Here is a 21,581-nt window from a genome sequence, read left to right as displayed (position 1 = left end):
CTCGCACACTCCCATGCTGCTCAAAGACAAGATCCTCATCATCTCCGGCATCGGCCCGGGCCTGGGCGTCAAGCTCGCGATCGAGGCCGCCCGCGAGGGCGCCAAGGCGCTCGCGATCGGTGCGCGCACGGCCGCAAAGCTCGACGATGCCGAAAAGCGCATCGCCGAGGTCGCGCCGGCGTGCAAGGTGCTCAAGCAGGTCACCGACATCACCAAGCCCGCCGACTGCGCGGCGATGGCAGCGGCCACCACCGAAGCCTTCGGCCGTATCGACGCGCTGGTCAACAGCGCCTTTTTCCACGGCAACATGGACTACGTGTCCAGCGCCAACCTCGACGAGTGGCGCGAGGTCATCGACACCAACCTGATCGGCACGCTGCGGCTCACGCAGGCGGTGCTGCCGCAGATGAAGAAGCAGGGCGGCGGTGCCATCGTGATGATCAACACCATGGCGGCGCGCGTCGTACCGCCGCTGGGCGAGGCCGGCTATGCCGCATCCAAGGCGGCGCTGGCGAATTCGGTGAAATACCTCGCCAAGGAAGTCGGCCCCGACAACATCCGCGTCAACAGCATCCACATGGGCTGGATGTGGGGGGCGCCGGTGCAGGGCTACTTCGAGTGGCAGGCCAAAGAGCAGAACACCACGGTGGACGCGCTCAAACAGAAGATCGCGCGCACCATCCCGCTCAACCGCATCCCCACCGATGACGAATGCGCGCGCGCCGCGCTGTTCCTCGTCTCCGACTACGCTAGCGCGGTCACCGGCGCGGCGCTGGACGCCAACGGCGGCGCCTACATGCCCTGATCCGTCGGCGACCGCAGCGCGCCGGCTCGGCGCTCTCGCGGCGTCGTCACGGACGCCGCGCGGGCTTCTCAGATCCAGCCGCGCTCGGCAAAACTCACCGGCGCGCCGTCGCCGACGACGAGGTGATCGAGCACGCGCACGTCGATCGTGCCCAGCGCCTGACGCAAGCGCTCGGTCAGCGCGCGATCCGCCGCGCTGGGCTCGGCGATGCCGCTGGGATGGTTGTGCGCGAGAATCACGGCGGCGGCGTTGCGGCGCAGCGCCGCCTTGACCACCTCGCGCGGATAGACCGCCGCACCATCCACGGTGCCGCGCGCGAGTTCTTCGTAAGCAAGCACGCGGTGCTGGCTGTCGAGGAACAACACGGCGAACACCTCGTGGTCGCGGTCGCGAAGCTGGGCGCGCAGGTACTCGGACGCCGCCTGCGGGCTCGCCAGCGCATCGCCGCGCGTCAGGGTTTCCGACAAATGCCGGCGCGCCATCTCCATCACCGCCTGCAGTTGCACGTACTTGGCCTCGCCCAGACCCTTGGTCACGCAGAACTCCTCGCGCGAGGCGGCGAGCAGCGCACGCAGGCTGCCGAAGCGGCGTACCAGATCGCGGGCCAGATCGACGGCGGTCATGCCGCGCACGCCGGTGCGCAGGAAGATCGCCAGCAGCTCGGCATCGCTGAGCGCGGAGGGTCCCATGGTCAGCAGCTTTTCGCGCGGCCGCTCGTGCTCGGGCCAGTCGGTGATGGCCATGCCCCTTCCCTTTCGTGATTTTCGTGCGACCGCATGCGCTGCCTGCGGCGTCCCGCGGCTAGAATGATGCGATGCAAAACCCGCTCGCAAGCCTGGACGGACGCCGCGTTGTGCTCGGCGTCACAGGTGGCATCGCCGCCTACAAGGCCGCCGATCTGGTGCGCCGGCTCAAAGAAGCCGGTGCCGAGGTGCAGGTGGTGATGACGGCCGCGGCGCAGCGCTTCGTCGGCGCGCAGACCTTCCAAGCCCTGTCCGGGCGAGCGGTGCGCGACTCGCTGTGGGATGCCGCCGCCGAGGCGGCGATGGGGCATATCGAGCTCGCACGCTGGCCGGATCTGGTGCTGATCGCCCCGGCGAGCGCCGACACCATTGCGCGGCTCGCCCACGGCCGGGCCGATGATCTCTTGACGACGCTTTGTCTGGCCACCGACCGCCCGATCGCGCTCGCCCCGGCGATGAACCGCCTGATGTGGGCCCATCCGGCGACGCAGGACAATCTGCGCGTGCTCAAGGCGCGCGGCGTGCAGGTGCTCGGCCCCGGCAGCGGCAGCCAGGCCTGCGGCGAGACCGGCGACGGCCGCATGTGGGAGCCGCTGCAGATCCGCGACGCGGTGGCGACGCTGCTTCGCGCCGGCGGCGCGCTCCAAGGCGTCAAGGCGGTGGTCACCGCGGGGCCGACACGCGAGCCGATCGATCCGGTGCGCTTCATCACCAACCGCTCGTCCGGCAAGATGGGCTACGCGCTCGCCGCAGCGCTGCGCGCGCTCGGCGCCGAGGTCGTGCTGGTCAGCGGACCGACAGCGCTGGCGACGCCCGCCGGCGTCGCGCGCATCGACGTCGAGACCGCGGCGCAGATGCTGGATGCGACCCAGCGCGCCGCCGCCGATGCGCAGATGCTGGTCGGCACCGCCGCGGTGGCCGACTACCGCGTCGAGGCCGTCGCCGAGCACAAGATCAAGAAGCGCGACGACGCCGTACAGCTCACACTGGTGAAAAACCCGGACATCCTCGCCGAACTGCGCGCAGCGCAACCGCAGCTGTTCATCGTCGGCTTTGCCGCCGAGACCGAAAAGCTCGCCGATCACGCGCGCGAGAAGCTCGCGCGCAAGAAGCTCGACCTGATCGCCGCCAACTGGGTCGGCGACGGCCAGGCCTTCGATCGCGACGACAACGCGCTGCAGGTGTTCTGGCCCGGCGGGGAACGCGCACTGGCGCAGGCACCGAAAACCGAGCTGGCACGCGAACTGGCCGCACTGATCGCCGAGCGCTACCAGTCAAGGACTGCACAGCAACCGTGAAGAAGAACGTCCAGCTGAAGATTCTCGACCCGCGCATCGGCCGTGACCTGCCGCTGCCGGCCTATGCCACCGACGGCGCCGCCGGCCTCGACCTGCGCGCGGTGCTCGACGCGCCGCTGACGCTGGCACCGGGCGCCAGCGCGCTGATCAAGACTGGTCTTGCAATCCACATCGGCGATCCAAATCTGGCCGCGATGATCCTGCCGCGCTCGGGCCTGGGCCATAAGCACGGCATCGTGCTCGGCAATCTCGTCGGCTTGATCGACTCCGACTACCAGGGCGAGCTCATGATCTCTTGCTGGAATCGTGGCCAGGCGGCGTTCACGATCGAGCCCGGCGAGCGCATCGCCCAGCTCGTGCTGGTGCCGGTGGTGCAGGCTGCGTTCGAGATCGTCCAGACCTTCGACGCCAGCGCCCGCGGCGCCGGCGGCTTCGGCAGCACGGGCACGCATTGACCATGACCATCGACCTTGCATCCGCGCAGACCATCGCCCGCGTCCTCACCGAGGCGTTGCCGTACATCCGCCGATTCGCCGGCAAGACCATGGTGATCAAGTACGGCGGCAACGCGATGAAGGACGACGACATGATCGCGTCGTTCGCCCGCGACATCGTGCTGATGAAGCTGGTCGGCATCAATCCGGTGGTCGTCCACGGCGGCGGCCCGCAGATCGGCTCGCATCTCGAACGGCTCGGCAAGAAGTCCGAGTTCATCGAGGGCATGCGCGTGACCGACGAAGAGACGATGGACGTCGTCGAGATGATGCTCGGCGGCCTCGTCAACAAGGCCGTGGTCAGCGCGCTCAACCAGCAGGGCGGGCGTGCCGTCGGCCTCACCGGCAAGGACGGCGGCCTGATCCGTGCGCGCAAGCTGTTGATCAAGGGTCAGGACATCGGCCAGGTGGGGGAGATCCAGAGCATCGATCCACGCGTGGTCAATCACCTCGAAGCCGGCGGCTTCATTCCGGTGATCGCACCGGTCGGCGTCGGCGAACACGGCGAGGCTTTCAACATCAACGCCGACGTCGCCGCCGGCAAGCTCGCCGCGGTGCTGCAGGCCGAGAAGCTGATGCTGCTGACCAACACCCAGGGCGTGCTCGACAAGCAAGGCAAGGTGCTGACCGGGCTGTCGGTGCAGCAGGTCGAGTCACTGATCGATGACGGCACGATTCACGGCGGCATGCTGCCGAAGATCCGCTGCGCGCTCGATGCAGTGAACAGCGGCGTGAAGTCCGCGCACATCATCGACGGCCGCATCACCCACTCGGTGCTGCTGGAGCTGTTCACCGACGAGGGTATCGGCACGCTGATCCGCGGCTGAGAAGCGCCCTTTATTCGGGCGTGCTGCCCGTATCCGCGGATTCGCCGGATGCGTCTGCCGCCGGCGTCTCCAGTCCTTTGAGGATGCGGTAACGCTCGACGTCCTGCTCGAACTTTTGCTGCGCCGCCTCGCGCTCGGCGCGCAGGCTCTCGACCGCGGCAGCGCTGTCGATCACGGCCTTCTCGAAGGTTGCCAGCTCGTTGGTCAGCCTTACCGGCACCTTGCGCCCGGCCGCCTCGAAGTCGGCGATCTGGGCCTTGAGCTGCTCGACGCCGCGGCGGTTCTCGCGCAGTGTTACGCGCGCGCGCTCGAGCCGGCTGTCGAGCTGCTCGAGCTGAGCTCTGCGGCTGCGCTGCAGCTCCTCAAGATCAGTGAACGTGGTCAGCAGGTAGCGGTCGTACGCCGCCTGCTCCTCGGCACGACGCCGCCGCTCTTCGAGCATGGCTGCGCGGCGCTGCTCGGCCTCGATCTCCTCGGGCGTTTTCTGCCTTGGCAGGGTCTCGATCAGCCGACCCGAGGCGTCATAGACCTTGCGTTCCTGGCTCGCATACTGCGGCGGCACGCGATCGCCGCAGGCGCGGCGGCCGTTTTCGTCCGTCCAGCAGACGATGCTGCCCGCAGCCTGTGCCGAAAGCATCGGCATACCGCCGATCAGCACCGCCAGCCCCAGCCGTCGTAAGGACTTTCGGAACATCGCGGACGCTCCGCAGCGTAGACCCGCATTATGCCCAAACGCCGTACCGCGCCTGATATGCGCGCACGGCTTCGACCGTGGCCGCCGGCACCGCGCCGCCGGCGAGGTATTCGAGCATGGCGTCGACCGTGACCAGTGGAATCACGCGGATCCCGGTGTCGTGCTCCATCTCCTGTACCGCCGAGCGCCCGCTCGACCCTTTCTCCTGCCGATCGAGGGCAATGACCGCGGCGACCGGTTCGGCGCCGGCGGCGCGCAGCAGCGCCACGGCCTCGCGCAGCGCGGTGCCGGCGGTGAGCACGTCGTCGACGATGACGACACGCCCTTTGGGCGGCGCACCGACCAGACTGCCGCCCTCGCCGTGGTCCTTGGCCTCCTTGCGGTTGTACGCGAACGGCACGTCGCGAGCGCCGATGGCCGGGTCAGCCAGCGCAGCGGCCACCGCGGTGACCAGCGGGATGCCCTTGTACGCCGGGCCGAACAGCATGTCGTAGGCCACGCCCGATGCATTCAGCGCCTGCGCGTAGGCCTCGCCGAGCCGGCGCATCGCGGCGCCGCTTGAGATGCGGCCGAGATTGAAGAAGTACGGACTCACGCGTCCGGACTTGAGCGTGAACTCGCCGAAGGTGAGCACCTGATGGGCGAGCGCCAGTTCGAGGAAGGCGGACTGGTAGGACTGCATGCGGCATGTGCCCGGTGGGATTCGGGCAGAATTGTCGCCGCAATCGCGCCCACTTGCCTGCCGCTCCCATCCGCATGCGCATCATCTCGCTCAACTGCAACGGCATCCGCTCGGCTGCGCGCAAGGGCCTGTTCGACTGGCTAGCGCAGCAGAACGCCGACGTGCTGTGCCTGCAGGAAACCAAGGCCCAGCGCGGCGATCTGGGTGAGGACGCGCCGTTCTTCCCCGACGGCTGGCACGTACAGATGCGCGATGCGCAAAAAAAAGGCTACGCCGGCGTGGCGATCTACGCGCGGCGCAAGCCGGACGCGGTGCTCGACACGCTCGGCAACGACGAGTTCGACGCCGAGGGGCGCTATCTCGAATTCCGCTTCGGCACGCTGTCGGTGGTCTCGCTGTACGTGCCGTCCGGGTCGGCCGGACCGGAGCGCCAGGCCAGCAAGGACCGCTTCCTTGCGTTCTTCCTGCCCAAGCTGCGCGAGTGGCGCGCCAGCGGCCGCGAATACGTGGTCTGCGGCGACTGGAACATCGCCCATCGCAACATCGACCTGAAGAACTGGCGCTCCAACCAGAAGAACTCCGGCTTTCTGCCGCACGAGCGCGCCTGGCTCGATGTCGTGCTCGGTCCGGCGCCGGCCGGCGGCTGGATCGACGCCTACCGGCACCTCTACCCGGACGCCGAGGGCGAGGCCTACACCTGGTGGTCGAACCGCGGCCAGGCCTGGGCCAACAACGTCGGTTGGCGCATCGACTATCAGATGATCACGCCGGGCATGAAGCCGAGGGCCGCTACGGTCTACAAGGCCGAGCGCTTTTCCGATCACGCACCGCTGACGATCGACTATGCCGACTGAGGCGGCGGCCGCGCGCGGCTGGCTCGCCTCGCTGCGGCTGTACGCGCAGCCCAAGCCGCTGGCGATGCTGTTTCTCGGTTTTTCCGCCGGCCTGCCGTTCCTGCTCGTGTTCAGCACGCTGTCGGCCTGGCTGCGCGAGGCCGGCATCGACCGCACGACGATCGGTCTTTTGTCATGGGTGGGCCTGGCCTACTCGTTTAAGCTGCTGTGGGCGCCGATCGTCGATCGCGCGCCGATTCCGCTTTTGACGCGCTGGCTCGGCCGCCGCCGCAGCTGGATGCTGAGCGCGCAGCTCGCGCTGGTCACGGGCCTGTCGGCGATGGCGCACGGCGATCCGGCGACGCGGCTCGCGGCGCTGGCCTTGCTCGCGGTCTGCGTGGCGTTTGCCAGCGCGACGCAGGATATCGCCATCGACGCCTGGCGCATCGAATCGGCACCGCTGTCGATGCAGGGCACCATGGCCGCGGCCTATCAGCTCGGCTATCGCATCGCCCTGCTCGCGGCGACCGCGGGTGCACTCTGGCTCGCCGGCGAACACGGCTGGCGGACCTCATACACGGTGATGGCGGCGCTGGTCGGCATCGGCATCGTCACGACGCTGCTGGTACCGGAGCCCAAGGTCGAAGTCAGCCGCGACACCGCGCTACGCGAGCAGCGCGTGATCGACTTTCTCGAAGCCCGTGCACACTGGCCGCGGCCGCTGCGCAGCGCCGGCGGCTGGCTCATTGGCGCCGTGGTCTGTCCGTTGGTCGATTTCTTCGCCCGCAACGGCACGACGACGGCACTGCTCATCCTCGCCTTCGTCGGCACCTTCCGCCTGACCGACTACACGATGGGCGTGATGGCCAATCCGTTCTATCTAGACGTCGGCTACACGCTGCAACAGATTGCCATCGTCGCCAAGGGTTACGGCGTGTTCGCGTCGATCATCGGCGTGATCGTCGGCGGTTTCGGCGTGGCCAGGCTCGGCGTCGTGCGCGCGCTGATCGTCGGCGGCGTGCTCGTGATCCTGTCGAATCTCGCGTTCGCGACACTGGCTTTCACCGACGAGCCGAGCCTGCTCGGCCTGGGCCTCGTGGTCAGTGCCGACAACTTTGCCTACAACTTCGCCGGCACCGCATTCATCGCCTATCTGTCCGGACTCACCAACACCGCGTACACGGCGACACAGTACGCGCTGTTCTCGTCGCTGTTCTCGCTGCCGGGCAAGCTGCTGATGGGCGCATCCGGCTGGGTCGTCGACAGCGCCGGCTACGTCGTGTTCTTCCTCTACACCTCGGCGCTGGGCATTCCGTCGCTGTTGCTGCTGGTCTGGCTCACGCGGCGACTGCCTCCACGCGCTGCAGACGCTTGAACACCTCGGCGAAACGCCGCGCGATGTGATTGTCGTCGGGCACGTCCCAGGCTCGGTGATAGACCGGCAGCCGGAGCCGGTCGATGTTGTCGGCACGGCCGGCGTGACGCGCACCGAGCAGTTTCAGGTGGCGGATGATGCGCTCGTTGTCGCTCGCCACGTCGTAATAGAAGGTGCGAATGCCGTTGGCATGCGCGCACAGGTGCAAGCAGGCCTGCAGCACGAAACCGGCGCCGCGCCCCTGGTACTCGTCGGTGATGACGATGGCGACGTCGGCGGCGTCCGGCTCGCCGTTGATGCGGATGTAGCGCGCCACGCCGATGCCGGGCTCCTCCGGCTTTTCGAGGTTCATCGCGCCCCAGGCGACGTGGTTGCGGCCGTCGGCGCCGAGCAGCCGCTGCAGCAGCTCGTCGGACAGCTCGGCCGCGTCGTCGTCGATGCCCGGCAGCCGGCGCCGGCGCGCGAGCCGGGTCATGCGGCGGAAACCCTCGCGTAGACGCGGCGCGTCCTCATTGCGGATCGGACGCACGAAGATCGGCAGACCATCGTCGAGCGTGTACTTGAATGCGGCCGGCAGCCGCGGCGTGCGAAAGGCGCTGAGCATGGGCGATCCTGGCCTACAGCCGGTTGAGGTCGATCCGATCCAACGGATTGTCCCAACGGCCCGGCTGCGGCACGCCATCGTCGCGCTCGAAACCGTAATCCTCGCGCTCGATGTCGAGTGCGCCGCTGTAGTCCTCGGGCGGCGCGCAGGCCTGCGCGGCGAGCTCGATCCAGGTGTCGAAATCGAACTCTTCGAGCGTGCCGTCGTAATGCTGCACCAGCACAATCTCGGCCTTGGGATCGACGCCGACGATCTCGAAAGGCTCGCCGTCGGCCTTGAACCACTGCCCGACGGCCAGATCGCTGAGCCATTCCGCCATCTCACTGACCTCCCGCGCCACCTGTCGAGGCCGGCCGTGCCGCGGCCGACGGGGGATTTGCTCGCGCGGCGCACCGAAGTTCTACGCCCCTTCGGCCCTGGGCATCAAGCCGCGCGCCGACCGTTCGTCGGCAAACCACTGAGGATGCGGACAAATTGTCTCCACTCGGCGGCGATCAGGGACGGGATGGGGCGGGATGGGTGTGATGCGCATGGATCCGCTCGATTTTGCGCAGTATCCCGTCCGACGGTCTCGGCGCGACGCCCCCCAAGCTTGGGCCCGCCGGTGCCGAGCGTCCGTCGCCGCGACCGGGCTCAGGCGGCCGAGCGCGCAGCGTCGCGGCGCGCGAGCAGCTCGGCGATCGCCGGCTTGACGATGAGCTCCAGCGCGCGCTCCTGCTGCAGACCGGGTACGACCACCGTCTGCGCGTTCGACTGGAACGCGCCGGGCAGCTCCGACAGCAAAAGATCGAAATCCGCGCGCACGCGCGAGCGCTCGTTGAAGTGGATCACGACCAGACTCTCCTCGGGGCGCGGAATCTCGCGCACTTCGAGCGGATTGCTGGTATCGACCAGCGGCACGCGCTGGAAGTTGACGTCGGTGCGCGAGTACTGCGGCACGATGTGGTCGACGTAATCGGGCATACGCCGCAGGATCGTGCGGCGCACCTCCTCGGCCTGATAGCCGCGCTCGGACGTGTCGCGGCGGATCTTCTGGATCCATTCGAGATTGATCACCGGCACGACCCCGATCAGCAGGTCCATGTGCCGCGCGATGTTGACGTCCTCGCCGACATAGCCGCCGTGCAGCCCTTCGTAGAACAGCAGGTCCGTGCCCTCGGGCAGTCGCTCCCACGGCGTGAACGTGCCGACCGGCTGGCCGGCCGCCTCGGCTTCGGCGGCGAGGTGCAGGTAGTGACGGATCGTGCCGGTACCGTTGTCGCCGTACTCGCGCAACAGCTGCTCCAGCCGTTCGAGCAGGTTGCCGCTGGGCCCGAACAGCGAGAAGTTCTCGCCGCGGATACGCGCCCGCTCCAGCGTGCGGCGCAACTGTTCACGGTCGTAGGCATGAAAGGCATCGCCCTCCACGAAGGCTGCCTTCACCTGCAACTGCTCGAAGATGCGCCTGAACGCCTTCACCGCCGTGCTGGTGCCGGCGCCGCTCGAACCGGTGATTCCGACGATGGGATGAAGGACGGACATGGGGTCATGGATACCGGGACGACATCCCAGGATGATCGAGGGTAGCGGAGTCTGCGTTGCGGCGGAATGTCCGCGCGGCGTGCCTCAGCGCCGCCGGTAGGCCAGATCGAAGACGGCGTGGCCGAGACGCTCGCCGCGCTGCTCGAACTTGGTGCGCAGCCGTGTCGGTGGACGCGGCACGAAACCGCCATCGGCCGCCTCGTTACGCAGGGCCGGCTCGGCGTTAAGCACCGCGCGCATGTGCTCGGCGTACTCGGCCCAGTCGGTCGAGAGCGACAACAGGCCGCCACGCTTCAAGCGCGAGGCCGCGAGCGAGGCGAACGCCGGCTGGATCAGCCGGCGCTTGTGATGCCGCTTCTTGTGCCAGGGGTCGGGGAACTGGATCACGATCTCGTCCAGACTCTCCGGCGCCAGGGAGTCGCGCAACACCTCGACCGCATCGACGCAGGCCACGCGCAGATTGCGGCAGCCGGCCGCGTGGGCTCGATGCAGCACGCGCCCGACACCGGGGCGGTGGACTTCGACGCCGAAGAAGTCGTGCTGCGGCTCGCTCGTGGCACGGCCGATCAGATAATCGCCCATGCCGAAGCCGATCTCGAACACCACCGGCGCGCGACGCCCGAACAGCGCCGGCAGATCGAGCGCCGCGCCGGTGGGCGTCACCCCGTAGAGCGGCCACAGCTCGTCGAGCGCACGCCGCTGCGCCACCGTCAGCCGGCCCTGGCGGCGAACGAAGGAGCGCACCGGGCGGCGCCCCTGCACCGCTGCGTCCACGCCCGTACCCTCGCGCGCGCCCGGCACCGAATCCACGTCCACGGCGCGGTCGCTCAATACGGCAGGCCGTCGAGCGGCGACGAGGCGCTGGCGTAGCGGCGGCGCGGCATGCGCCCGGCACGAAAGGCCTCGCGCCCGGCCTCGACCGCCTTCTTCATCGCGCTGGCCATCAGCACTGGGTCCTTGGCCTCGGCGATCGCGGTATTCATCAGCACGCCATCGCAGCCCAGCTCCATCGCGATTGCCGCGTCCGACGCGGTGCCGACGCCGGCGTCGACCAGGATCGGTACCTTGGCGTTCTCGACGATGGTCAGGATGTTGTACTTGTTCTGGATGCCCAGGCCCGAACCGATCGGCGCCGCCAAGGGCATCACGGCGACGCAACCGATCTCTTCGAGACGCTTGCACAGGATCGGATCGTCGCTGGTGTAGACCATGACCTTGAAGCCGTCGGCGACCAGGGTCTTCGCCGCTTCGAGCGTGGCCGGCACGTCCGGGTAGAGCGTCTTGGCATCGCCGAGCACTTCGAGCTTGACCAGGTCATGCCCGTCGAGCAGCTCGCGCGCGAGCCGGCAGGTGCGTACCGCGTCCTCGGCCGTGTAGCAGCCGGCGGTGTTCGGCAGGATCGTGTACTTCGACGGCGGGATCACGTCGAGCAGGTTCGGCTCGCCGGCGTTCTGACCGATGTTGGTGCGGCGAACCGCCACGGTGACGATCTCGGCGCCGCTGGCCTCGATCGCGCGGCGGGTCTCGTCGAGGTCTTTGTACTTGCCGGTGCCGACGAGCAGCCGCGACCCGAAGGCGCGGCCGGCGATCGTGAGAGTATCGTTCACGGGTTCTCCGAGGCGTTGCGCGCGATGCTCTGGCACGCAGCGCCGGCGATGTCTGGAGCGGGCGATGGGAATCGAACCCACGCTAGAAGCTTGGGAAGCTCCTGTTCTACCATTAAACTACGCCCGCCGAGCGGACCGGCATTGTAGTCCAAGCCTCGTGTCCGATCACGCCCGCCCCATGCAGATCACGGTCAACGGAGAAGCGCGCGATCTGCCGGTCGCGCAGACGCTCGCCGAGCTCGTCGAAGCGCTGGGCCTCGGTGGCCGGCGCATCGCCGTCGAACGCAACGGCGAGATCGTGCCGCGGTCGCGTTACGCGGCCACCGTGCTCGATGACGGCGACGAGCTGTTGATCGTCCACGCGATCGGCGGCGGGTGAGTCGAAACGCAAGATGCCTTGAACGGCATCTGCGTCTCGGCGAACGCCCGGTAAGAGATGGCCACCGCGCAGCGCTCCGACCCGATTCACCCAGCGGCCAAAATGGCGCCGCTACACTGAGCGGCCGCAATCCACCACGAGCGATCGGGACCATGGCCAAGCCTTTGAAGATCGTGCTGTTCGTCCTCGGCGGACTGCTGCTGCTGCTCGTCGCCGCCGCGGTCGCGCTGCCGCTGCTGTTCGACCCCAACCGTTTCCGCGTCCAGATCTCCGAGGCAGCTCGGGCACAAACCGGGCGCAGCCTCGAGCTCGGCCACATCGAGCTGCGCGTGTTCCCGTGGCTGCGCGTCGCGATCGATGACGCCGTTCTGGGCAATGCACAAGGCTTCGGTGATGCGCCCTTCGCGCAGGTCCGGCAGCTCGGCGTCGGCGTCAAGCTGATGCCGCTGCTGACCGATCGCCGGATCGAGGTCAGCCGCGTGACCCTCGATGGGCTGCGCCTGAATCTGGCGATCGACGAGACCGGCCGGTCGAACTGGCAGGATCTGCTCGAGCGTCGACAGCAGGACACCACCACCGAAGCCGCGGACGCCGACGCGGCGGATGACGGTGGCGCGGCGTTCGAGCTGGTCAACGTCGAAGGCGTGACCATCAGCGACGCCGTCGTCCGCTATCGCGATGCCCGAGCGCAGCAGGGCTATCGCCTGGAACCGTTCAACCTCAAGACCGGCACCTTGGTGCCCGGCGAGCCGGTCGACGTCGAAGCCGACCTGGTCGCCTACGCGGACAAGCCCAAGGCGAAAGTCGAGCTCAGACTCCGCACGACGATGACGCACGACGCGAGCGCGCAGACCATCCTGCTCGATGCGATCGACGCCGCGATCAAGGCGCGCGCCGAGCAGGCGATGGGCGGCGAGGATGTCGACGTCGAGCTCACACTCGGCGGCGGCGTCAGCGCGAACACCGGGGCGATGCTGTTCGAGACACGCGACCTCAAGCTCGACGCCAAAGCCAGCGGCAAAGCCATTGCGGGCGGCGCGCAGCGCCTGCAGCTCAGCGGCAAGGCGCGCTACGACCAAAAGCAAGACACGCTGGTGTTCGACGATGGCCGCATCGAGGCAGCCGGCATCGTCGTGACCACGCAGATTCGCGGCGAGGGCCTCACCGGCGAGCGCCCGCGGCTGTCAGGGCCGATCGCGATCGCGCCGTTCTCGCCACGCGCACTGCTCGGCAAACTCGGCATCGCGCTGCAGACCGCCGACGACAAGGTGCTGCAGAACGCGAGCCTCACGGCGAACTATAGCGGCAGCTTCAACAGCGCCGCGCTCGACGCGCTGACGCTCAAACTCGACGATACGACCGTGCAGGGCCGCATCGCCGTCACCGACTTCGCGCAGCGGGCGCTTGAGCTGGCGCTACGCATCGACGCGATCGACGCCGACCGCTACCTGCCGCCCAAAACCGAGGGCGAGGCCGCCGGCAAGGGCAGCCAAGGCGGCGACATCGACGGCATCGAGCTGCCGACCGAGGCGCTCGAAGCGCTCAATGCCAGCGGCACGGTGGACATCGGCAAGCTGACGATCAAGGGCCTCAAGCTCGACGATGTGCGGCTCACGCTCGCCGGCAGCGGCGATGCACCGAAGACGCAGGCGTTGTCGGCCAAGCTCTATGGCGGCAATCTCGCGCTGAGCAACCGTTACAGCGCCTCACGCACGCCGGAGTTCGCGATCAAGACCCGGCTCGACGCTCTCAACGCCGCACCGTTTCTCAAGGACCTGCTCGGAAAGGACCATGTCAGCGGACTGGGGAACCTCGCGCTGGACCTGACCGGCCGTGGCACGACGGTCGGCGCGCTGCGCCGCAGCCTGAACGGCAGCATCGCGCTCGAAGTGCAGAACGGTGCGGTCAAGGGCTTCAACCTCGGCCAGATCCTGCGCCAGGCCGAGGCGATGCTCGCCGGTCAGGCCGCACCGGCGGACACCGGGCCGCTGGAAACCGACTTCGCGACCCTGCGCGCGACGGCGAACATCGTCGACGGCGTGCTGAAGACCGACGACCTGACGGCGGCGAGCCCGCTGTTTCGCCTCGCCGGCAGCGGCGAGATCGACCTGGTACGGCAGACCATCCGCTTCATCGCCAAACCCACCGTGGTCGAGACCAGCAAGGGACAGGGTGGCAAGGGGCTCGAACAACTGCGCGGCCTGACCATCCCGATCGAGATCAGCGGCAATCTGTTCGCACCGAGCTACAAGCTCGCCCTCGAGGACGCGCTCAAACAACGCGCGCGCGACGCCTTGCAAGAAAAGCTCGCCGAGAAGCTCGACCTGCCCCAGGGCGAAAACACCGAACAGGCGATCAAGCAGCGGCTCAACGAAAAGCTCGGCGACAAGCTGGGCGAGCTGCTCGGCGGCGGCCGATTGCGCGGCGCATCGCCCGCACCCACGCCAACCCCCACTCCGCCCCCCGGCGACGCGGCGCAGGGCGCCGCCGCGGCCGAACCCAGCCCCGCTGCGCCGGCGCAGTGAAGCTCGGGCTGATCCTGCTGCTGACGATCCTCGCTGCGCCCAGCGCGCGCGCCGCGCAGATCGAGACCCTGACGGTCACCCGAGTTGGCGCGCGTTTCGGCATGGTGCTCGACGCCCGCTTGGACGTGCCGCTCGACGACAGTTTCCGCGTGCTCGGCGATTTCGAAAAACTGCCGCAGATCAACGACGCCGTCGAAGCGGTGATACGGCTCGATGGCGCACCGCCCGGCGCGCAGCGCCTGTACACACGCGTGCGCGTCTGCGTCTGGCTGTTCTGCGCGCATCTGGAGCAGGTGCAGGACATCTGGCCGGTCGACGACGGCGCGGTGCGCGGCTACAACGCCGCGGTGCTGCCGGAACTCAGCAACCTGCGCTTCGGCCATGCGCGCTGGCGTCTGCACGACTGCGGCGGGCGCACCTGTCTGCGCTTCGACGCGCAGCTCGAACCCGATTTCTGGGTACCGCCGGTGATCGGACCGTGGGCGATCGAGCGCGCAATGCGGCGCGAGGCGATCGCCACCGCGCTGGGCATCGAGCGCCGCGCGGCGCACCTGGCTGCGGCCGCGGGCACGCCGCCGTGAGCACGGACGGCAGCTTGCCACGCGACTTCGCGGCGCGTCTTTTGGCGTGGTTCGACCTGCACGGCCGCCGCGATCTGCCATGGCAGAAGCCGCGCGAGCCCTACCGCGTGTGGCTGTCCGAGATCATGCTGCAGCAGACACAAGTGACGACCGTCATCCCCTACTTCGAGCGCTTCGTCGCGCGCTTTGCCGACGTGAACGCGCTGGCGTCGGCGTCCATCGACGAGGTGCTCGCGCTGTGGTCGGGCCTGGGCTACTACGCCCGCGCGCGCAACCTGCACCGCTGCGCGCGGCAGATCGTTGCCGAACACGGCGGCGAGTTCCCGCGTTCGGTCGACGCCCTCGCGGCCCTGCCCGGCATCGGCCGTTCGACCGCCGGCGCGATCGCGGCGCAGGCCTGGGGCACGCGCGCCGCGATACTCGACGGCAACGTGCGCCGCGTGCTTGCGCGGCATCGCGCGGTCGACGGCTGGCCCGGCACACCCGCGGTGCACAAGCGCCTGTGGGCGATCGCCGAGGCGCTGCTGCCGGAAACGCGCCTGGCCGATTACACACAGGCACTGATGGACCTCGGTGCGACGGTCTGTCGCGCGCGCCGGCCGGCCTGTGCGCGCTGTCCGCTCGCCGGCGACTGTACCGCGCGCCAGCGTAACGACGTCACCCGCTATCCGGCGGCCAGACCGCGCAAGCCGCGCCCGCTCAGGCGCGCACGCCTGGTGCTGGCGCAAAATCCGCACGGTGAGCTACTGCTGGAACGGCGCGCCCCGCTCGGCATCTGGGGCGGGCTATGGTGCCCGCCCCTGCTCGACGATGCCGCGCTCGGCGGCGACGGCACGCAGGCACTGCTCGACCGGGCGCAGCGCATCGAAACGCTCGGTCTGGTCCGCCACGGCTTCACCCACTTCGATCTCGAACTGCAACCGCTGCGCGTCGAACTGCCGATGCCGTGCGAGCTCGCCGAGCCAGAACGCCGACGCTGGGTTAGTCTTGACGAGCTTGCGACGCTGGGCCTGCCGGCGCCGGTGCGCAAGCTGCTCACCCGCCTCTTCACCACCGCTTCGACATGAGCCGCACCGTCCACTGCATCAAGCTCCGTATAGACGCCGAGGGCCTCGATCGTCCGCCACTGCCGGGGCCGCTGGGCCAGCGCATCTACGAGAATGTCTCGAAACAAGCCTGGCAGGGATGGATCGAACAGCAGACACGCCTGATCAACGAGTACCGCCTGGTGCTGGCCGACGCGCAGGCACGGCGCTTCCTCAGCGAACAGATGGAGCGCTACTTCTTCGGCGACGGCAAGACTTCCGACACCGGATACGTGCCACCGTCACAGTGAAGGCGGCGACGGCGCAGCGAAGTCAACTCCACCGCACGACCGTCAGCGCCGGCCGCGTTTTCTTGACTTGTCATCGAGGCGCCGGTTTAATACCGCGCCTTTCGGCCAGCCCGTTTTCACGGGCGCAAACCCGACATCGGCCAGGTAGCTCAGTTGGTAGAGCAGGGGACTGAAAATCCCCGTGTCGGCGGTTCGATTCCGTCCCTGGCCACCATTATTCAGCGCCCAACCGTTCTCGGTTGGGCGTTTTCCTTTGCGGAATCCGCCCGCCACGCGGGGTTCCGGGCCCTTCTGCGTGTGCCGACGGTCGGCGAACAAGGGGCCGCGACGCGCCCGGTTCGCCCCTGTTCCGCCCTATCTTCTCTCGAAACCTGCGCCAACTTCTTCGCCGTGGCACACGCAGACCGCCTGCCGCGTCCACAAGTTGCGCGTGCGCCATTGCCAGCGGTTGTCCATCGCGCTTGGCTGACCAAAGCATCAGGCTCGACGGCTAGTCGGCGCGTCCGTCGTCCCGGGTCGGCCCGCTCGGTTGCCAGGCGACACCGTGGTGCCGCAGGTAGTCGCGGATCAACTGACGTACGACTTGGGACGGCGTCACGTCCTGTTGCGCGCACAGGTCCTCGAAAGCTTTCTTCTTGGCCGGATCGATCAGCACGGTCAGCCGCGCGGTCTTGAGCTCCATCTAGTTTTCCTCGCTTCAAGACATTATAATTTAATGTATGTTTTATGTTAATGTTCCCGGGCTTCCTGAAACGGTTCGGCGAAGAAGGCTGGTCAAGTCGACACGCAGCTTATTGCGGCCGCTAGAGAGCAGACGGCTGGGGGTAACGTCCGCAGCCGGCGGAAAGTCATCATGATTGCGCTGCTGGAAGCCCGTCGCGCCGGGTTGTACGCGCGCGATCAGTGGATGCCGAACATCGTGGCCGGTGTCATCGTCGGGGTGGTGGCCCTGCCGCTAGCGATGGCCTTCGCGATCGCGTCCGGTGCCCGCCCCGAGCAGGGCCTGTATACCGCGATTGTCGGTGGCGCACTGGTGTCGCTGCTGGGCGGCAGCCGCGTGCAGATCGCCGGCCCCACCGGCGCGTTCATCGCCATCCTGGCCGGAATCACGGCGAAGTACGGCATCGCTGGACTGCAGGTCGCCACGCTGATAGCGGGCGTCATGCTGCTGGCGATGGGTCTGGCGCGCATGGGCGGTGTCATCAAGTTCATCCCGGCACCGGTCATACGGGGCTTCACCGCCGGCATCGGTGTGATCATCTTCGTCGGGCAGTGGCCCGACTTTTTCGGCTTGCCGAAGGTCGGCGGCGAGCACTTCCACGAGAAGCTCTGGCATCTCGTACAGGTGCTACCGAAGGCGCATGTCGGCACCACCGCCCTCGCGATATTGAGCCTGGCGTTGGTGCTGTTCACTCCGCGGATTCCCGGCGTCCGGCGGGTGCCCGGGCCCTTGGTCGCGATGGTGGCGGCCACGGTTCTGCACGCGCTGCTTCAGCCTGCCGGCGTGGCCACGATCGGCAGCGCTTTTGGCGGCATTCCAACCGGGCTGCCGGCGCTGACGCTGCCTGATTTGTCGATCTCGCAGGTCGTATCGCTGGTCGGCCCGGCGTTCACTATCGCGATGCTGGGGGCGATTGAGTCGCTGCTGTCGGCGGTGGTCGCCGACGGCATGTCTGGCACGCGTCACGACTCGAATCAGGAACTAGTCGGCCAGGGCATCGCAAACATCGCCGCACCGTTGTTCGGTGGATTTGCGGCCACCGGAGCGATCGCCCGCACAGCGACAAACATTCGAAACGGGGCCACCAGCCCGCTGGCAGGCTTGATTCACGTGCTGACGCTGGTCGCGGTGCTGATCTTCCTGGCGCCGCTGGCAGCGAGCATTCCGCTGGCTGCGCTGGCGGCGATCCTGTTCGTCGTGGCTTGGAACATGAGCGAGGCCCGCCACTTCGTCCACATGCTCAGGACAGCGCCAAGCGCCGACCGCGTCATCCTGGTGATCACCTTTTTACTCACCGTGTTCGCGGATCTGGTGGTTGCCGTCAACGTCGGCGTGATCCTTGCCATTCTGCATTTCCTGCGCCGAATGACTGAAACGGTGGAGGTGCGACCGGCACACGCGCAGGATCTCCAGGCCGAGTTGAAACAGCACGGTATCGAACGACTGCCACAAAGCCTAATGGTCTACGAGATCGACGGGCCGATGTTCTTCGGCGCGGTGGAGAACTTCGAGCGCGCGCTGCTTCAGATACATGCCGACCCGAAGGTGCTGATCATCCGTCTTCGGCGTGTGCCGTTCATGGACATCACGGGCATTCAGACGCTGGAGGAAGCGATCGGGACGCTGCGCAGACGCGGTGTCGAGGTCTGGCTGTGCGAAGCCAATGCGCGCGTGCTGGGAAAACTCCGCAAAGCCCATCTTGCCGGCAATTCGTCTCCGGACCAGTATGCCAATCGATTCGACGACACGCTGAGGGCTGCTCTGGCGCGCGTGCCGGTGGACCAACCGGCACATCGGCCTCCTTGGTGATCTCGCCTCGCGGTTCCTTGAGACCAACAGCAGATACGGGCACGAGGACTGTTGGCGCTCACCGAAAATTGACCATCACTGCTCGTTGAAAATTGACCAGGGATGGAGGCCGGCGGCGGATGCTGCCGGCGTGGTTTGATTCTATCGCCGGTTGTCAGATCGTCTCGTCGGTTTCCTCCTGTGGCCGGGTCTTGGCCTGCTCCCTGGACTTGATGCGCGCTTTGGCGGTGTGACTGCTGTGACGGAAGCGGTAGGACTCGTTGCCGGTCTGGACGATGTGGCAGTGATGCGTCAGTCGATCCAGCAGCGCCGTGGTCATCTTCGGATCGCCGAAGACGGACGCCCATTCGGCGAAGCCCAGATTGGTCGTGATGATCACGCTGGTGTGCTCGTAGAGCTTCGATAGCAGGTGAAACAGCAGCGCGCCGCCGGCCTGCGAAAACGGCAAGTAGCCCAGCTCATCGAGGATCACGAGATCCAGGTGCATCAGCTGGTGCGCCAGACGGCCGGCCCTGCCAGCGGCCTTCTCCTTCTCCAGCCTGTTAACCAGTTCGATGGTCGAGTAGAAGCGCACCCGCTTGCCATGGCGAGCGACGGCTTCGATCCCCAGCGCCGTGGCCAGATGCGTCTTGCCGGTGCCAGTACCGCCGATCAGCACGATATTCTCGGCCTTCTCGGTGAAGGCGGTCGTGGCAAAGGTCGTGATCTGTCGCCGGTCGACCTTCGACTGCTCGAAGTCGAAGCCGGCCAGATCGCGATGGATCGGAAAGCGTGCGACATGCATCTGGTAGCGGATCGAGCGCATCGCCCGGTCCGTCGATTCAGCCTGTACCAGCTGCGCCAGCAGGGTCTCGTAGCTGGTCAGGCCCGTCGTCGAGCCTTGTTCCAGGCCCTCGGCATAGTAGGCCGCCATGCCGTACAGACGCAGCCGCTTCAGATCATTGATCAGATCAGCCATGGCTCACCTCCGTACGCAGCGTGTCGTATCGCTCGGTATCGGCAATCGGCGCCGCCTTGACGCACAGAGAGGTCTCGACCGATTGCGGTGGTGGTCCTTGCCTGAGTCGTGCGAGGACGTTGAGCACGTGCTCGGCGCTGGGGCGGCCACTGTCGAGCACCAGCTCGACGGCGACCAGCACGGCCATGAGCACCTGTGCCATGACCTTGTCGCCGCCGTCGCGTTTGAGCAGCGCCCGACGCAGCCGTTGCAGCGGGTCCGGCAGATCGGCAAACGGCGCGCCGTTTCGCAGCGCACCGGGCTTGCGCTCGATCAGCGGCAGGTAGTGCTGCCAGTCGTAGATGACGTGGTCGCGATCGACGGCGCGGGCATGCTCGGCCACGACGCTCTGATCGGCGACGATGACGACGCGCTCGGGATACAGCCGCACGCTGACGCGATGCCCCGCAAGCCGACACGGCACCGAGTAACGGTTACGGGAGACCGACACCAGACTCGTGCTCGACACCCGCGCCGGCAGCTCGACGGATCCTTCAAACGGTGTGGGCATCGGCATCAGCTGTGGCTGCTCGTGCTCCCAGGCCTCCCGGATGGTCATGCCGGAGAAGTCCGGGTGCGGCGCTGACCAGGCCTCCATGCACTGGGTCGCCAGCCAGACATTGAGCTCGGCGAAGCTGCCGAATCGCTGCTGCGTGGCGTCGAGCCAGATCCGGCGACGGGCATCCTGCACGCCTTTCTCGACGCGACCCTTCTCCCAGCCGGAGGCGACGTTGCAGAAGTCGGGATCGAACAGATAGTGCGCCGTCATCGCGGTGAAGCGCGCGTTGACGACGCGCCCACGATCCTTGCGCGGGATCTGGTCGACCGCCGTCTTCATGTTGTCGTAGATGCCGCGCCGGGCGACCCCGCCCAGGCCGGTCAGGCAGCGGGTGTGCGCGTCGAAGAGCATCTCGTGGCCCTGACTCGGGTAGGCCACGAGCCAGAAGGCGCGGGAGGCGCACAGCTTCATGTGCGCCAGCTGCACCTTGCGCCAGATCCCGCCGATCACGAGGTGCTCCTCGCTCCAGTCAAACTGGAAGGCCTCGCCCCAGGTAAACGTCAGCGGCACATAGGCCGCTCGGGCGCTGATCGCGCCCAGCTCGGCCGCCACTTACGGACAAACTCGGTGACGCGCGCGTAGCTGCCGGTGAAGCCCTGGTCCTTGAGCTGTGCATGCAGCTTCAGCGCGGTGCGTCGCTCACGCCGTGGCCGACGCGAATCGGCCTCCAGTGCCTAGCGCAGCCACTGCTCGTGGTCCGTGATCTTCTTGGGGCCGGCAGGGCGCCGGTACTTCATCTCGCTGCGGGTCGGCTCCCGCAGCCACGTCTTGATCGTGTTTCTCGACAGGCTCGTGCGGCGTGCGATCTCGCTGATCGATAGCCCGTCCCGCAGCCGCATCCTGCGGACTTTCGCGTATGTCGCCATGGGGTGCACCTCGTCTCCCTGCTGGGCTTTAAACCCCGCAGGCTAGGTCGGAACACCCTGGTCAATTTTCCGCGAGCAGATCCTCGATTTGCTGGTCAGTTTTCAGCGAGCGGCAACAGTCGATCACCGCAGCAACGCCTTCGTCGAAGCCATGAACGGGTTGCTGCAACAGGCCAAGCGCGCCGCGCGCGGCTTCAGGACGAGCCAGAACTTCATCGCCATCGCCTACCTGCGCATGTCCAAGCTCAGGCACCTGCCGGCCAGTCCGTTCGCGCCAGCCATGCCGACATGACGCGAAGCGTTTCCACACAAAACGGCATAGAGC

22 protein-coding genes, 2 tRNA genes and 2 pseudogenes are annotated in these 21,581 nt (G+C 67.5%); 14 read left to right on the top strand and 12 right to left on the bottom strand.

Annotated elements, in window-relative coordinates; genetic code table 11:
• Positions 1-13 precede the first annotated feature (13 nt).
• A complete protein-coding gene (locus ABSH63_RS12205; RefSeq protein WP_352890125.1) occupies positions 14-805 on the top strand; it encodes an SDR family oxidoreductase in 792 nt (263 codons plus the stop codon).
• Positions 806-873: 68 nt separating this feature from the next.
• Here ABSH63_RS12205 and radC read toward each other — a convergent pair whose 3' ends face one another.
• Positions 874-1,548, bottom strand: coding sequence for a RadC family protein (radC, locus tag ABSH63_RS12200; RefSeq protein WP_352890123.1), 675 nt, complete (start codon positions 1,546-1,548; stop codon positions 874-876).
• 71 nt (positions 1,549-1,619) lie between these two features.
• Here radC and coaBC point away from each other — a divergent pair, with 71 nt between their 5' ends.
• The 3 genes from coaBC to argB are packed head-to-tail and all read left to right on the top strand — an operon-like array spanning position 1,620 to position 4,167.
• The gene (gene coaBC, locus ABSH63_RS12195) at positions 1,620-2,846 is read left to right on the top strand and encodes a bifunctional phosphopantothenoylcysteine decarboxylase/phosphopantothenate--cysteine ligase CoaBC (protein WP_352890121.1); all 1,227 of its coding nucleotides are present in this window, start codon (positions 1,620-1,622) and stop codon (positions 2,844-2,846) included.
• Positions 2,843-3,301: a dUTP diphosphatase gene (gene dut / locus ABSH63_RS12190; protein WP_352890119.1), complete on the top strand. Its 459-nt coding sequence runs from the start codon at positions 2,843-2,845 to the stop codon at positions 3,299-3,301. The genes coaBC and dut overlap by 4 nt, the downstream gene beginning before the upstream one ends.
• Before the next feature lie 2 nt (positions 3,302-3,303).
• Complete coding sequence (gene argB, locus ABSH63_RS12185; protein WP_352890117.1) at positions 3,304-4,167, top strand: acetylglutamate kinase; 864 nt, start codon at positions 3,304-3,306, stop codon at positions 4,165-4,167.
• Positions 4,168-4,177: 10 nt separating this feature from the next.
• Here argB and ABSH63_RS12180 read toward each other — a convergent pair whose 3' ends face one another.
• Together ABSH63_RS12180 and pyrE are read right to left on the bottom strand one after the other, a co-directional pair.
• Positions 4,178-4,861: a hypothetical protein gene (locus tag ABSH63_RS12180; RefSeq protein WP_352890115.1), complete on the bottom strand. Its 684-nt coding sequence runs from the start codon at positions 4,859-4,861 to the stop codon at positions 4,178-4,180.
• A gap of 28 nt (positions 4,862-4,889) precedes the next feature.
• Complete coding sequence (pyrE, locus tag ABSH63_RS12175; RefSeq protein ID WP_352890113.1) at positions 4,890-5,543, bottom strand: orotate phosphoribosyltransferase; 654 nt, start codon at positions 5,541-5,543, stop codon at positions 4,890-4,892.
• Positions 5,544-5,617: 74 nt separating this feature from the next.
• On the opposite strand from pyrE, the gene ABSH63_RS12170 reads away from it, so the two are divergent.
• Both ABSH63_RS12170 and ABSH63_RS12165 read left to right on the top strand, forming a co-directional pair.
• Positions 5,618-6,397: an exodeoxyribonuclease III gene (locus tag ABSH63_RS12170; protein WP_352890111.1), complete on the top strand. Its 780-nt coding sequence runs from the start codon at positions 5,618-5,620 to the stop codon at positions 6,395-6,397.
• Positions 6,387-7,751, top strand: coding sequence for an AmpG family muropeptide MFS transporter (locus tag ABSH63_RS12165; RefSeq protein WP_352890109.1), 1,365 nt, complete (start codon positions 6,387-6,389; stop codon positions 7,749-7,751). The genes ABSH63_RS12170 and ABSH63_RS12165 overlap by 11 nt, the downstream gene beginning before the upstream one ends.
• Here the strand turns inward: ABSH63_RS12165 and ABSH63_RS12160 are convergent.
• The 6 genes from ABSH63_RS12160 to ABSH63_RS12135 all read right to left on the bottom strand — a co-directional run bounded on the left by ABSH63_RS12160 (position 7,714) and on the right by ABSH63_RS12135 (position 11,610).
• The gene (locus tag ABSH63_RS12160; protein ID WP_352890107.1) at positions 7,714-8,355 is read right to left on the bottom strand and encodes a GNAT family N-acetyltransferase; all 642 of its coding nucleotides are present in this window, start codon (positions 8,353-8,355) and stop codon (positions 7,714-7,716) included. The genes ABSH63_RS12165 and ABSH63_RS12160 overlap by 38 nt on opposite strands.
• Before the next feature lie 13 nt (positions 8,356-8,368).
• Positions 8,369-8,674, bottom strand: a complete 306-nt coding sequence (locus ABSH63_RS12155) for a DUF6763 family protein (RefSeq protein WP_352890105.1) — start codon at positions 8,672-8,674, stop codon at positions 8,369-8,371.
• A 314-nt stretch (positions 8,675-8,988) separates the two neighbouring features.
• Entirely contained in the window at positions 8,989-9,876 is an 888-nt protein-coding gene (locus ABSH63_RS12150) for a phosphoribulokinase (protein ID WP_352890104.1), read from the bottom strand.
• A gap of 84 nt (positions 9,877-9,960) precedes the next feature.
• Positions 9,961-10,686 (bottom strand): tRNA (guanosine(46)-N7)-methyltransferase TrmB, encoded by a 726-nt coding sequence (trmB, locus tag ABSH63_RS12145; RefSeq protein ID WP_352890174.1) that lies wholly within the window; start codon positions 10,684-10,686, stop codon positions 9,961-9,963.
• A gap of 17 nt (positions 10,687-10,703) precedes the next feature.
• Positions 10,704-11,483 carry a thiazole synthase gene (locus ABSH63_RS12140; RefSeq protein ID WP_352890103.1) on the bottom strand — a complete coding sequence of 260 codons (780 nt, stop codon included), beginning with the start codon at positions 11,481-11,483 and terminating at the stop codon, positions 10,704-10,706.
• A gap of 53 nt (positions 11,484-11,536) precedes the next feature.
• Positions 11,537-11,610, bottom strand: a tRNA-Gly gene (locus tag ABSH63_RS12135).
• 51 nt (positions 11,611-11,661) lie between these two features.
• Between ABSH63_RS12135 and thiS the strand changes: the two genes are divergently transcribed.
• From thiS to ABSH63_RS12105, 6 genes are all read left to right on the top strand, one after another.
• Positions 11,662-11,862 carry a sulfur carrier protein ThiS gene (thiS, locus tag ABSH63_RS12130; RefSeq protein WP_352890101.1) on the top strand — a complete coding sequence of 67 codons (201 nt, stop codon included), beginning with the start codon at positions 11,662-11,664 and terminating at the stop codon, positions 11,860-11,862.
• Positions 11,863-12,014: 152 nt separating this feature from the next.
• The gene (locus ABSH63_RS12125) at positions 12,015-14,387 is read left to right on the top strand and encodes an AsmA family protein (protein WP_352890100.1); all 2,373 of its coding nucleotides are present in this window, start codon (positions 12,015-12,017) and stop codon (positions 14,385-14,387) included.
• Entirely contained in the window at positions 14,384-14,968 is a 585-nt protein-coding gene (locus ABSH63_RS12120; RefSeq protein WP_352890098.1) for an SRPBCC family protein, read from the top strand. Before ABSH63_RS12125 ends, ABSH63_RS12120 begins: the two co-directional genes overlap by 4 nt.
• A gap of 14 nt (positions 14,969-14,982) precedes the next feature.
• Positions 14,983-16,035, top strand: a complete 1,053-nt coding sequence (gene mutY / locus ABSH63_RS12115; protein ID WP_352890096.1) for an A/G-specific adenine glycosylase — start codon at positions 14,983-14,985, stop codon at positions 16,033-16,035.
• Complete coding sequence (locus tag ABSH63_RS12110; protein ID WP_352890094.1) at positions 16,032-16,304, top strand: oxidative damage protection protein; 273 nt, start codon at positions 16,032-16,034, stop codon at positions 16,302-16,304. Before mutY ends, ABSH63_RS12110 begins: the two co-directional genes overlap by 4 nt.
• Positions 16,305-16,442: 138 nt before the next feature.
• Positions 16,443-16,518: transfer RNA gene (locus tag ABSH63_RS12105), tRNA-Phe, on the top strand.
• Between the two features lie 276 nt (positions 16,519-16,794).
• Here the strand turns inward: ABSH63_RS12105 and ABSH63_RS12100 are convergent.
• Positions 16,795-16,986, bottom strand: coding sequence for a CopG family transcriptional regulator (locus ABSH63_RS12100; protein WP_352890093.1), 192 nt, complete (start codon positions 16,984-16,986; stop codon positions 16,795-16,797).
• Between the two features lie 171 nt (positions 16,987-17,157).
• On the opposite strand from ABSH63_RS12100, the gene ABSH63_RS12095 reads away from it, so the two are divergent.
• The gene (locus tag ABSH63_RS12095; RefSeq protein WP_352890091.1) at positions 17,158-18,834 is read left to right on the top strand and encodes a SulP family inorganic anion transporter; all 1,677 of its coding nucleotides are present in this window, start codon (positions 17,158-17,160) and stop codon (positions 18,832-18,834) included.
• Positions 18,835-18,988: 154 nt separating this feature from the next.
• Here the strand turns inward: ABSH63_RS12095 and istB are convergent, their stop codons facing one another.
• Together istB and istA are read right to left on the bottom strand one after the other, a co-directional pair.
• Complete coding sequence (istB, locus tag ABSH63_RS12090; RefSeq protein ID WP_352890090.1) at positions 18,989-19,792, bottom strand: IS21-like element helper ATPase IstB; 804 nt, start codon at positions 19,790-19,792, stop codon at positions 18,989-18,991.
• A pseudogene (istA, locus tag ABSH63_RS12085) lies at positions 19,785-21,256 on the bottom strand (IS21 family transposase). Before istA ends, istB begins: the two are co-directional and overlap by 8 nt.
• Positions 21,257-21,374: 118 nt before the next feature.
• Here istA and ABSH63_RS12080 point away from each other — a divergent pair.
• A pseudogene (locus tag ABSH63_RS12080) lies at positions 21,375-21,548 on the top strand (transposase); the annotation flags it as partial.
• Between the last annotated feature and the right edge of the window lie 33 nt (positions 21,549-21,581).

The sequence above is a fragment of the Sinimarinibacterium thermocellulolyticum genome (genome assembly GCF_040327995.1).
Lineage (GTDB): Bacteria > Pseudomonadota > Gammaproteobacteria > Nevskiales > Nevskiaceae > Solimonas > Solimonas thermocellulolyticum.
The sequence above is the reverse complement of the archived record's forward strand: the minus strand, read 5'-3'. Positions and strand labels throughout refer to the sequence as shown.